Genomic DNA, 12,975 nt, shown 5'->3' on the forward strand with positions numbered 1-12,975 from the left:
ATTCAGAAACGCTTTTTACCAGACCCTGAACCGCGATCAAACAGCGCGCGCCCGGCAAGGCTTCCCCCCTTGGTGTTAAGTGCTCGCCGGCCGATCCGGCGCATGCACGCCGTAGCGTACACGAGCCCAGACATACATCGCCCCACCGCCGAGCATCCATACCCCGAAAATCAACCACTCCACCGGCAATAAAGCCGAAGGACTGCCAGGCAGATAAAGCACGACCAGCGCGATCGAAAGCACGATTGCAACTATACCGACGACTTTACCCGCGGGCACAACAAACGGCCGTGGCATATCCGGCTCGCGGTAGCGCAGAACGACGAAAGACGCGGCCACGAACAAATAGGCCAACACGATACCGAGCCCGCCCGCGTCGACCAGCCAGACCATCGCACTGCGCCCGAGAAACGGCGCCAGCGAAGTGACCACACCGATCAGCAGAATCGCATTGGCCGGCGTGTTGTAGCGCGGGTGCAGCTTGGCGAACATGCGCGGCAACATATCGGCATTGGCCAGGGCATAGATCGCACGCGAGCCGCCGATATAAAAGGCGTTCCAGCTGGTGATAATGCCGGCCATGCCCGCCAGAACCATCAGCTTGCCCGCCCACACGCTCGAAAACGCCGCCTGCATGGCATCCGGCACTGCGAGCGAATCCAGATCGATGCCATCCGGTGACAGCACATACCCGGTCGCGAAGATAATCGCGGCGTACCAGAACACGGCGAGCAATACCGAAAACACCAGCAGCCGGCCGATATCCCGATGTGGCAGATCGATTTCCTCGGCCGCCTGCGGAATCACGTCGAACCCCACGAACATGAAAGGCACCATCACGAGTACGCTCATGATGCCACCGGCGACGCTCGTATCGCCGGTAAACAGGGGCGTGAGATTGGCGCCTTCGCCAGTGAACAAGGCACCGGTCAGAAACAACAGCCCGACCGCGACGATCATCAGCGTGACCAGTTTCTGCACCAGGGCTGCCGTGCGAATGCCGATATAGTTAACCCACATCATCAGCAGCGACCCGGCAACACCGACCGCGACCCAGGTCGCTTCGACATCCCAGCCGGCGATCGTCCAAAGATGGCCAACGCTGTAACCGGGCAGAATATTCTCGACCACCGTGGGCAAAGCCACCGCCTCGAAAGATACGACGGTCATGTAGCCCAGTACGATCGCCCAGGTGCACACGAACGAGGCCAGATGGCCGAGCCCGCGGTAACTGTAGACGTGCTCGCCGCCAGCCTGGGGCATGGCCGCCGCAAGCTCTGCATAGGTCAGTCCGACCAGCACGATCGCGACACCGCCAATCAAGAAAGCCGACACCGCGCCCAGACTGCCCGCCGACGTGATCCAGGTGCCGGTCATCACGATCCAGCCCCAGCCGATCATCGCGCCGAATGCCAGCGCCAGCACATCCTTGCGTGCCAGAACCCGTACGAATCGAGGTGTTTCGCCGCTCATGGTCATGATTCCCCCTGGCCCTCGGGCCGTTCGACCGTATACGACTCCCCTGACACGCAGATTGGCACCGACTGGCCCGATCGGGCATAACACGCGGAACACGACGCCCAAACAGGCACAGACCCCTTTCAGATATGACGTTTGCCGTGGCGGGTTCCAGCCGCCACGAGCAATCACCAAGTGGCGTAGCGCCCTGTAGCGACCTTGCCGGCAAGCGAACGGACTCGGAAACAGTGCATTCATGTATTTGACAGTTACTGGTCAATACACATAGATTGACGCGCTCGAACTGAGCCTTCTGGTTCAGGCGCCTCTCGATGATCGACTGCCAATGCCCCCGACCCCTATTCTCTGGATTGGCGCACGCGTATGGCGCGCGGGCGCTCTGGCAGGCCTTGCCGGTCTGCTCTTGATCGGCGGCTGCGCGGTCGGCCCGGACTACGCCCGTCCCGATGCGCCCGACGATCAAGCCTATAAAGTCGACGGCGTCACGGCGGGCTCGATCTCGGACGATGACGACACCCCGCTCGACGCGCAGATGTTCGAACGCGCAGGCGCGGTACGTGCTGACTGGTATCGCGTATTCGAGTCGGAGAGACTCGATGCGTTGATCAAGCGCGCGCTGACCGACAGCCCGACGCTCGCTGCAGGCCGTGCACGGCTCAAATCAGCCCAGGAGGCGGTCACAGCCGGCAAGGCCGCGCTGCTGCCTCAGGTCGATGCGTCGGCGGGCGTATCGCGGCAACGCGCCAGCGGCATCGAGCTGGGTATCGACGATCCCTCGTTCATCAATACCTTCAACCTTTATCAGGGCCGGGTAAGCGCAAGCTACGATCTCGATATTTTCGGCAAGACGCGCCGCCAGATCGAGCAAACTCAGGCACGCCTGGATTTCGCCCGCTTCGAAGTACTCAATACGTATGTCACGCTGATCAATAACATCGTGGCGACAGCGATCGCCGAAGCCGGCCTGAACGCCGCGATCGATACCACACAACAGATCATCGACAGCCAGCAGCGCACGCTGGATATCGTCGCCAAGCAGGTCGAATACGGGGTGGCTATCGATGCTGACGCTTCGCAGATTCGTACCCGCCTGGCGCGAACACGCGCTTCTCTCGAACCCCTGCGCAAACAGCGCACCATCGCGGTCAATCGGCTGGCCGTGCTGACCGGTGCCCCACCCGGCCAGTTCGAAGACCCGCAGTTTCATATAGACGAACTGACCCTGCCTGCCACCTTGCCGGTGAGCGTGCCCAGTGCGCTTGTGCGCCAACGGCCCGACATTCTCGCCGCCGAGGCGATGGTGCATGCTGCCAGCGCCCAAATCGGTATCGCCGACGCCAGCCTGCTACCGAATTTCTCGATCGGCGCCTCCTACAGCCGCGAAGGCCTGAGTCTGGGCGACCTGAGCGATCCGATAACCGCGCTCTGGCAGATCGGCGCTTCGGCCAGCGCCCCTCTGTTTGCCGGCGGGCGTCTGCGCGCCCGGAAGCGTGCCGCACGCGATGAGTATGTGGCCACGCTCGCCGACTATCGCGCGACCGCCCTGACCGCATTCGGTGAAGTATCCAACAGCCTGCGCTCGCTCGAATCCGACGCACGGGCACTGCACGCGCAACAGACCGCCGCCGCGCAGGCGCAGCGCAATCTCGACACCGTACGGGCGCGGGTACGCAATGGCTCGGCGAGCTATATCTCGCTGTACACCGCCGAAGAGCAATACCAGGACACCCTGCTCGACGTCACCGACGCGCGCGTGACCCGCTATCGCGACAGCGCCGAGCTGTTCCGGGCGCTTGGCGGCGGCTGGTGGAACGCCAACGACCCGCTTGCCATGACCGACGCTGCCCAGGCGGCGCTCAGCGACTGATAGGAATGCCCATGGCCAACGCGCCTTCTTCGACCGAACACAATCGCGAACTGCCGCGCCGTGGCAACAGCCGGCGCAAGTGGTATCTGCTGGGCCTGGCCGCCGTCTTCGTACTCATCGGCGCCGCCTACGCGGCATACTACTTCATGGTGGCGCAGTTCTATGCACAGACCGACGATGCGTATGTCCACGGCAACCGGGTCATGCTTGCGCCGCAACGCGCCGGTACCGTCACTGCGATTTATGCCGACGATACCGACCGCGTCCGCGCCGGCGATACCGTCATCGAACTCGACGACACCGATGTCGACAACGCACTCGAAAGCGCCAGTGCCGGTCTTGCTCAGGCGGTACGCCACGTCCATCAACTGTTTGCACAGACCGACGAGCAGCGTGCCACGGTCGACATGCGCGAGACGCAGTTGGAACAGGCGCGACGCGACTACGATCGCGATCAGCAGTTGCTCAAGGTCAACGGCGTTACCCGCAAGGCATTCGAGCACAGCCGGTCGGATTTTCAACAGGCGCGTGCCGCGCTCAGCGCTGCCCGGCATCGCTTGACCGAACTCGAGGCACAAACCCACGGCACGACACTGCGTGGCCACCCAGCCGTTCGCGAAGCCGCAGCCAAACTGCGAGACGCCTATCTCGATGTACGCCGCAGCCGCGTGCCGGCGCCGGTCGACGGTTATGTCGCCCAGCGCGACGTGCAGTTGGGCCAACGTGTCGACCCGGGCAAGCCGATGCTATCGATCGTGCCGATCGACCAGGCCTGGGTGAACGCCAACTTCAAGGAAACTCAGCTAGCGGCCATGCGTATCGGCCAACCGGCCACGGTCTATTCGGACTTCTACGGCGACGAGACGATCTATCACGGCCATGTAGCCGGCATCAGTCCGGGCACCGGCGCGGCGTTCGAACTGCTGCCGCCCCAGAATGCCTCGGGCAACTGGATCAAGATCGTACGACGTGTGCCGGTACGGATCGTGCTCGACGGTGACGACCTCAAGCACCACCCGCTACGGCTGGGTCTGTCGATGCATGTCAGCGTGGACCTGCACGACACCAGCGGCCAACCGCTGGCCGAAGCGGCACGCGAAAAAGCCCGCCTGCGTACGGATGTCTATCGCCAGCGCGACGACGGCGCCGCGCAGATCATCGATCGCATCATCGCCGTGAACGACGGCGACCCATCAACGACCGCCCGCGCGCCGGCCCATACCATCGGTCGTCTCACCACGAGTCCATGAGCGCCGCCGAAGAAGCGAACGCGCACCCGCCACTGCCTGCCGGTGCACTGTTCGTCGTAACCCTGAGCCTTGCGCTCGCGGTCTTCATGAACGTGCTGGATGTATCGATTGCGAATGTGTCGATCCCGACCATCGCCGGCAACCTGGGCGTCTCCACCAGCCAGGGCACCTGGGTGATCACCTCGTTCGCCGTCGCCAACGCGATTGCCGTGCCGGTGTCCGGCTGGATGGCCAAGCGCGTCGGCGAAGTGAAGCTGTTCGTGTGGTGCACGATGCTGTTCACGCTGTTTTCATTCCTGTGCGGCGTATCCGGCTCATTCGTGATGCTGCTGGTCATGCGCGCTGCGCAGGGCGTGGTCGCCGGGCCGATGATCCCGCTCTCGCAAAGCCTGCTGCTGGCCAACTATCCGGCCGACAAACGGGGCTTTGCCAACGGCATCTGGGGCATGACCGCGGTGGTCGGCCCGGTGGCCGGGCCGATTCTCGGCGGCTGGATCACCGACAACATCAGCTGGTCGTGGATTTTCTATATCAACGTCCCGGTCGGCGTTTTCGCGGCTGCCGGAACGTGGTTCGTATTGCGCAACCGCGAAACCGAAACCCAGCGCCTGCCGATCGATCTGGTCGGTCTCGGCCTGCTCATCGTGGGTGTCGGCGCGCTGCAGGTCATGCTCGACAAGGGCAATGACGAGGCCTGGTTCCAGTCCACGTTCATCGTCGTACTGGCGATCACCGCAACCGTATTTCTGGCGTTTTTCGTGGTATGGGAGCTCACAGACGACAACCCGGTGGTCGATCTCAAGCTGTTCGGCCGCCGTAACTTCACTGTCGCTACGCTGTGCGTGACGCTGGGCTTCATGACCTACTTCGCCGGCGTGGTGCTGCTGCCTCTGTGGTTGCAGAACGAACAGGGCTATACCCCGACCTGGGCCGGCATCACCACCGCTTCGCTCGGACTGATGGGCGCGATCTTCTCGCCTATTGTCGGACGGTTGACCGACAAGATCGATATCCGCCTCATCGTCACCTTCGGCATGCTGCTGTTCGCCGGCCTGTCCTTTCTCAAGGCGGATTCGAACACCCAGATCAGTTTCCAGCAGTTGTTCCTCACCCGCCTGCCCTGGGGCATCGGCCTGGCCTGTTTCTTCATTCCGCTGATCACACTGTCGCTGTCCGGGCTGCCGCCCAGCAAGGTCGCCAGCGCATCGGGCCTGTTCAACTTCATGCGTCTGATCGCGCTGAGTTTCGGTACGTCACTGTCGGTCACGATGTGGGATCGACGCCAGGCTTTTCACGATCATGTCCTGTCGGCCCATACCTCGGCGACCGATCCGCTCACCCAGCAATGGCTCGCCCAGGCGCAGGCACAGGGGATGAGCGAGCAGCAATCATATGGGGCACTGGCACAGACCATTTCGGAGCAGTCGTTCATGCTCGGCCTCAACGAGATGTACTATCTCGCCGGCATCATCTTCATCGCGCTGACCGTGCTCATCTGGCTGTCGCGGCCCAACGACTGAGGCCCGCCCCTCGCGCTTGCCTTTGCCTTGCACGGTTCGTTTGAAAGCGCAGGCAAGGCCGCTACCCACTCCGCCCGAAAACCTGCGCCAAGATCAGGTAATGCACCAGAAACAGCTCGTGAGCGGCTGTCCATAAAGAAAAAATGTAAAACCGCGCACCAGCTGACACGACGATAAGCACGGCTCATGTCGCGACGAGACTCGTCTTTTCCCCGATGTTACTGTATAACTCCCGCTCACGAGTGGTTTGGCAGGACGCTCTGGTGGGGACCGGGCGCACAATTATGCAACTGCGAAGAAACTTTTCGCCTTCATGACAGGTCGAAGACGACTGTCGGGCGATGATTTCATCGTGCAAAAGCGCGAGAGACCGAGGGTATTTGATGCGTTGGTCGAATTTTTTGCGTGCCGGTACGCACGGCGCGCTGGGTATGAGTTTGTTCGTATGCATGGGCGGCAGCGTCCACGCGAATCCGTTCTCGCATGGCGCCGAGGCCGGACTGCATTCCACTGCATTCGATAGCGGCTCGGCGCTGGGTGTACACGCTTCGCGTCCGCAGCTCACTGATGAACTCGGCCCCGACGAACGTCAGGCACTGCTGGCCAAAAGTGCGCCGGAAATCACCCCCTGGCGCGAAATCACGGTCGAGTCAGGCGACTCTCTTTCACGCATTTTTGCCCGCGTCGGCCTGCCGGCCCGCGAGTTGATGGCGCTGGTTGCGCTGGGAGATACGGTCGACCCGCTCAAGCGGCTGCGCCCCGGCAACATCCTGGAATTGCGCAAGACAACGGACGGGCGTCTCGCAGAATTGCGCTTCAAGCTGGACGCAATCGATACGCTTTCGGTTGCGCGTACCGGCATCGATAGCGACGGCGCGCCCGGCCCGTTGCAGGCCGAAGTCGTACACCTGGATACACAGACGCGCCGGCTGACCGCCCGCGGCACGGTGGACGGCTCGCTTGCGCATTCGCTGGCCGAGGCCGGCGTACCTTCGGGCGTGGCGACCCAGCTCGCCCATATCTATCGTTATCGCGCCAACCTGTCCCGCCACATGCACTCGGGCGATCGCTTCAGCGTTGTCTACGACGCCGAATACGCCAACGGCGAACGTGTCGCCACAGGCCCGGTCATTGCCGCCAACATCACCACCGGCGGCCGCAGCATGAAAGCCTTCCGTGCGATCAACGACGACGGCGAGGCACGCTACTACGATGCCCAGGGCCGAGCCTACGAACCGTCGCTATCGCGTCACCCGGTGAACTACTCCCGTATAAGCTCGCCGTTCAACCCCAATCGCCTGCACCCGATTCTGCATATCCGCCGCCCGCACTGGGGCGTGGATATGGCTGCACCGCGCGGTACACCGATTCATGCGGCAGGCGACGGCGTGGTCAAATTCGTCGGCCGGCGTCACGGCTACGGTCGTGTTGTTCAACTGACCCATTTCGATGGCTATTCGACCCGCTACGGGCATATGTACCAGTTTGCGGATGGCCTCAAGAAAGGCGATCACGTCAGCAAGGGACAGGTCATCGGCTATGTCGGCGCAACCGGCGAGGCCACCGGCCCGCACCTGCATTACGAAGTGCGTTTGAACGGACGCCCGCATAATCCCCTGACCATGAAGCTGCCGGACGGGCATCCCTTGTCCAAGGCACGGCTCGCGGCCTACACCAACCGTATCCAGCCCCTGATTGCAGCACTCGACAATGTGCCCGACATGCCGCATACGCTCATTGCCTCGAGCGCAAGCGCGGACGCGCGGCATGGCTGTACGCAGGCAAGCACGGTGAACGCGACGTTTGCGCTGGCGCCGGAGAATTCACGCCGTCGCCATTCACTGGCCGATCTGTTCTGCGTGGTCTCGACCGACACCAACGCCTAGCACCCGCCGGCTGCGGCGGGGTCTGACCGCGGATCAGACCGGCGCCAGCCCCCGAACGCGGCGTGCAGGCTTCACGCCCGCGCTAGCGCGTTGCGATCAGCGCGCGGTCCGGGGTGCTGAAAAACACAGCGCCGGTCGACCCTGTTCCTCGTATGGCACGCCCGCGCTTGCTGCAAGCGCCTGCCGACCGAGCGTAACCGGCTCGAACTCCGTTTGGCGCGGTGCGCTCGTTCGAACCATCTGCCCGCCGACCATCGCGATCGGGGTACGGCTCAGCGCCGGGCCACGACGGTACAAGCGGCGCGCTCACCCCCGCTGCTATAACGACAGGCTTTGCTGACAGTCGGCCCCTGGCGAGCCGCTATCACCGCCGCCAGACCCGATTGCCCGCGTGCAGTACGCCTGAACAACACCCGCGCGTACTGCCCCCACAAAAAAACGGCTGTGTCGGCATCTCGCCGGCACAGCCGTTCGCCCGCACTAGGAGGGTCGGTCAGCTTTCAGTCTGCGATCGATTGCCTTCATCGTCGGCGTCCTCGAGATCCTCTTCGTCCCAGACATCGTTGAGAATATCGCGCGCCTCGAAGGCATCGGCCCCGACCGGCATCGATTCATGCTTCTCGTAAAGATCGAGCAGCATGCGGCGACGATCATCACGCAGCTCCTTCGCGAGCACGAAGACCATGCAATAGAGCACGAACACGAACGGCAACGCGGCGAGCAGCGCGCCTGTCTGCAGGCCTTTCAAGCCACCGGCCACGATCAGCGTCAGACAGATGGCCGAAATCAGCAGACCCCAGGACAGACGCTTGTACAACGGCGGCTCGAGTGAACCTTCGTCCGTCATCTGCGCGACGATATAGGACGCCGAGTCGGCCGATGTCACCAGAAAGACGAAGATCAGGCACATCGCCAAAATGGACAACGCGTTACTGAACGGCATCATTTCGAAGAAGGTGAACAAGGCCGAGGTGATGTCCTTGTCGGCAGCGGCCGTCAGCGTACCCGCCGCATCGCCGAACAGTTCCATATGCAGGCCGGCACCGCCAAACACGCCGATGAAGCCACAGGCCAGAAGCGGCGGCACGATGAGTACGCCCATCACATACTCGCGAATCGTACGCCCCTTGGAGATACGAGCCACGAAGGTGCCCACGAACGGCGACCAGGCGATCACCCAGGCCCAATAGAACACCGTCCACGTCGAAATCCAGTCTTCGCCGGTATCCTCGAACGGATCCATGCGCAGACTCATGGCAATGAAGTTCTGGATATAGTCACCAATGCCCACGACGATCGTATTGAGAATGAAGATCGTCGGCCCGGTGAACAGCACCCAACCCATCAGGCCGAGGCACAGCGCCAGATTGATGTTCGAAAGCCACTGGATGCCCTTGTCCAGGCCCGAGTAGCTCGAGAGCGTGTAGCAGCCGCACATCACGGCCAGAATGATGAATTTCCAGAGCGTCGTATCGGGCACGCCGAACATCTGGTTCAGCCCGCCGTTGATCTGGAGCACACCCAGGCCCAGCGATGTGGCCACACCCATCACCGTGGCTACGACCGCCAGGATATTCAGGCCGTCGCTGGTAGGCTGGCGGGCGGCCTGGGGCAGCTTGTCGGTCAGCGGTTGCACCACCGTCGAGACCAGCCCGGACTTGTTCTTGCGAAACTGAAAGTAGGCGATGATCAGGCCGACGATGGAGAATCCGGCCCACTGGCTGATACCCCAGTGAAAGAAACTGTACTGAATGGCATAGCGCGCCGATTCCGGCGTCGAGCCCGGCATATCGTCGTACGGCGGATTCAGATAATGCAGTACCGGCTCGGCCAGACCATAGAACACCAGACCGACGCCAAAACCGGCCGCCAGCAGCATGCTCACCCAGGAAAAGAAGCTGTACTCAGGTTGGCTGTAGGGCTCGCCCAGTCGGATCTTGCCGTAGCGGCTGAACGCCAGCCCCACGAGAAAGATCACGAATCCGAATACCGATAGCAGATAGAGCCAACCGAAGACGTGCGATATCGAATTCAGCGCGCTGTTGGCGAAGTTGCCGAATGCCTTCGGGAAACTCGCACCCACGACCACAAGGGCCAGAATGATAAGCGCGGAACCGGTATACACACGCTGGCTGCGCGATAGCAATTTACTCAAGAGACCCCCAATGGTCCGGTGTGGTGGCGCCCCTCCTTGGCAAGGCGGGTAGCCGCAACCACGCCGTTTGTTATGCACGAGTTGTCGTTCATTACTAGCACTTCATCCCAGGCCTCGCAAACGCTTTTGAACCGGCGGTAAACGCCACATCCGCGTTCGTGTGCACGCTCGCCGTCATCCAGGCCACAACCCCATCGGGGTGGCGTAACCACTTGGCCCGTGTCTTGCACGGTTAGAGGTTGGTTCTATCGTTACGAGACTATCAATGAAATATCGATTCGCAGGCGCCCTGGCGCTGTGTTGCAGCGCCATCACCGTGCACGCTGCAACCGACGAATTCGACGTGCTGCAGCCGCTGGCCGACAAACCCCAGAAAATGTCCTCCGGGGACTATGCCGGCAATTACTACGTACCCTCGACCACCGAGACCGTACGCTGGGGTTATCTGCCCAACAAGAGTGCAAAGCCGGTGTTGACCGTGCCCTCGGGCAGTGCAGTGACATTCGATACGATTTCGCACGAAGGCATCCTCGAAGATCAGGGCCGAGATCCCGTGGCATACTTCGCCACCAAGGATGTGGCGGAAGACGACGTGCTCGACGACGCGATCGCGATCACGGCCTCCGATCTGAAGCACGATTTCTTCAAGGACGGCCCGCATATCGTGACCGGCCCGGTGGCCATCGAAGGCGCCGAACCCGGTGACGTGCTCAAGGTAGAGGTCGTCAAACTCGAGCCCCGCGTGCCGTACGGCGTCATTTCCAACCGTCATGGCAAGGGTGCGCTACCCGGCGAATACCCCAGGACCGAGCCGAAAGCCAACCCGAGCAGCGAATACCCGGAACGCTATGCCAACGTTTCCACATTCGCGCCCATCGAGAAGGATGGCGATCAGTGGTACGGCACCCTCGATGCCGGCAGCGATAAGACCATTCGATTCCCGCTACATCCGTTCATGGGCATCATGGGCGTCGCACCGGATACCGCAGAACCGGTCAACTCGGTGCCGCCGTCACGCATCGGCGGCAACGCGGATATCAATGACCTCGGCGTAGGCAGCACTGTCTACTACCCGATCGAGGTCGATGGTGGCCTGTTCTATACCGGCGATAGTCATTTCACCCAGGGCGACGGCGAAGTCGCACTGACGGCGCTTGAAGGATCGCTGCGTGCGACACTCAAGTTGACACTGCTCAAGAGCGGCAAGGCGCAGCTGCCGGGCCAGCAGATCGACAAACTGCTGGGTGAAACTAACGACTACTGGATCACCGTCGGCCTCGATGAAGATCTGGACCTGGCGATGAAGGATGCCGTGCGTGAATCGATCCGTTTCCTGCATCAGCAGTACGGCATCGATGAAGCCCTCGCACTTGCCTATCTGAGTGCGGCAACCGACTTCGAGGTGTCTCAGGTCGTCGACAAGACCAAAGGTATTCATGCGCTGATCCGCAAGTCCGACTTCGCGGAATTCGACACCAGCCAGTAACACCGGCGGGTTACAACCAAGCCGACCGCGATACGAGATCGCGGTCGGCTTTTTTGTTCAGGTGCCGGCCGACAGCCGCATTAACATGAATATCGGTCCACGGCAGAGACCTGTTCATGAAGGCAATTCCCGCCCTGGCCGGGCCGCTTCAACGCAAGTCTGACGCTGTACGGCATCATGCTACGCAGCAACATCATTCCTGAATATTGAACGGCCGGGACTGTAAAAATCCGCTTTCGTGCCCAGTTATATGACAGCTTCCTTATCGGCATGAGCCTTGTTCCATGAAAGCTGATCTATCCGTTCTCGATCTCGTACCCGTGCCCAGCGGCATCCCCGCCTCCGACGCAGTACGCGCAAGCATCGACCTCGCACGTCTGGCGGAGCGCTGCGGTTATACCCGCTACTGGGTATCCGAACATCACAGCATGCCGAGCATTGCCAGTTCGGCGCCGGAGGTGCTGCTGTCGCGCGCCGCGGCGTTGACCGAACGAATCCGCGTCGGCTCAGGCGGCATCATGCTGCCCAACCATGTGCCGTTGCGCGTCGCCGAAACCTTTCAGACGCTGGAAGCACTCTATCCGGGGCGTATCGACCTGGGGCTGGGACGGGCCCCGGGTTCGGATGCACGGGCCAGCCGCGCACTCAGAGCCGCATCGGGCGAACAGTTCGCCGACTTGCTCAACGAAATGCTCGCACTTTCTCGCGGCACCCTGCGCCGTGGACATCCCTACGAAGGCGTAACCGTAAGCCCCAGCGATGTCGAACTGCCGCCGATCTGGATCCTCGGATCGAGCGGCGCCAGTGCCCATGTCGCCGGGTCGGCTGGCATGGGCTACAGCTTCGCCAGCCATTTCAGCCCGGTTCCGGCGGAACCGGCACTTAGGCGCTATCGCGGGGCATTCTCGCCCTCGCCGGCATTTCCCGAACCGCATGCGATTCTCGGCGTCTCCGTGATCTGCGCCCCCACCGATGAAGAAGCCGAGTATCTCGCGGCCACGGTCGACCTGATGTGGCTACGATTGCGCAAGGGCGAATTCCTGCCCCTGCCCTCGCCCGAGGAAGCACTGGCCTATGAATATTCGGAGATGGAGCGCAACGCGATCCTCGAAAACCGCCAGCGACATGTGATCGGCGGACCGGAATCGGTACGTGAACAGCTCGAGGCTCTGTGTGCCGACGGTGAACCGGACGAAATCATGGTGGTTTCGAATATCCATGATCCGGCCAAGCGGCTGCACAGCTACGAACTTCTCGCCCGGGCAATGCAATAGTGCCTTGGGGTATAATTAAAAAAACGCAAAATATAGAACGATATATCGGGATTATTTC

Annotated in this window: 8 protein-coding genes; 6 read left to right on the forward strand and 2 right to left on the reverse strand. The window is 61.8% G+C overall.

The genetic code is table 11. The features are described from left to right. Window positions 1-75 precede the first annotated feature (75 nt). A complete protein-coding gene (locus SSPSH_RS07950) occupies window positions 76-1,479 on the reverse strand; it encodes an APC family permease (protein ID WP_006913974.1) in 1,404 nt (467 codons plus the stop codon). Window positions 1,480-1,804: 325 nt separating this feature from the next. Between SSPSH_RS07950 and SSPSH_RS07955 the strand changes: the two genes are divergently transcribed. From SSPSH_RS07955 to SSPSH_RS07970, 4 genes are all read left to right on the forward strand, one after another. Continuing rightward, entirely contained in the window at window positions 1,805-3,346 is a 1,542-nt protein-coding gene (locus SSPSH_RS07955) for an efflux transporter outer membrane subunit (RefSeq protein WP_006913975.1), read from the forward strand. A gap of 11 nt (window positions 3,347-3,357) precedes the next feature. Then, entirely contained in the window at window positions 3,358-4,596 is a 1,239-nt protein-coding gene (locus SSPSH_RS07960; RefSeq protein ID WP_021031581.1) for an HlyD/EmrA/EmrK family protein, read from the forward strand. Next, the gene (locus SSPSH_RS07965) at window positions 4,593-6,116 is read left to right on the forward strand and encodes a DHA2 family efflux MFS transporter permease subunit (RefSeq protein WP_006913977.1); all 1,524 of its coding nucleotides are present in this window, start codon (window positions 4,593-4,595) and stop codon (window positions 6,114-6,116) included. The genes SSPSH_RS07960 and SSPSH_RS07965 overlap by 4 nt, the downstream gene beginning before the upstream one ends. A 383-nt stretch (window positions 6,117-6,499) precedes the next feature. Next, window positions 6,500-8,002 carry a M23 family metallopeptidase gene (locus SSPSH_RS07970; protein WP_006913978.1) on the forward strand — a complete coding sequence of 501 codons (1,503 nt, stop codon included), beginning with the start codon at window positions 6,500-6,502 and terminating at the stop codon, window positions 8,000-8,002. A 493-nt stretch (window positions 8,003-8,495) separates the two neighbouring features. Here SSPSH_RS07970 and SSPSH_RS07975 read toward each other — a convergent pair whose 3' ends face one another. Then, window positions 8,496-10,157: a BCCT family transporter gene (locus SSPSH_RS07975; protein ID WP_021031582.1), complete on the reverse strand. Its 1,662-nt coding sequence runs from the start codon at window positions 10,155-10,157 to the stop codon at window positions 8,496-8,498. 265 nt (window positions 10,158-10,422) lie between these two features. On the opposite strand from SSPSH_RS07975, the gene SSPSH_RS07980 reads away from it, so the two are divergent. Both SSPSH_RS07980 and SSPSH_RS07985 read left to right on the forward strand, forming a co-directional pair. Then, window positions 10,423-11,643 (forward strand): acetamidase/formamidase family protein, encoded by a 1,221-nt coding sequence (locus tag SSPSH_RS07980; RefSeq protein ID WP_006913980.1) that lies wholly within the window; start codon window positions 10,423-10,425, stop codon window positions 11,641-11,643. Between the two features lie 284 nt (window positions 11,644-11,927). Beyond that, window positions 11,928-12,917 carry an LLM class flavin-dependent oxidoreductase gene (locus SSPSH_RS07985; RefSeq protein ID WP_006913981.1) on the forward strand — a complete coding sequence of 330 codons (990 nt, stop codon included), beginning with the start codon at window positions 11,928-11,930 and terminating at the stop codon, window positions 12,915-12,917. Window positions 12,918-12,975 lie beyond the last annotated feature (58 nt).

It is taken from the genome of Salinisphaera shabanensis E1L3A, from assembly GCF_000215955.2.
In the GTDB taxonomy this organism is placed as follows: Bacteria; Pseudomonadota; Gammaproteobacteria; order Nevskiales; family Salinisphaeraceae; genus Salinisphaera; species Salinisphaera shabanensis.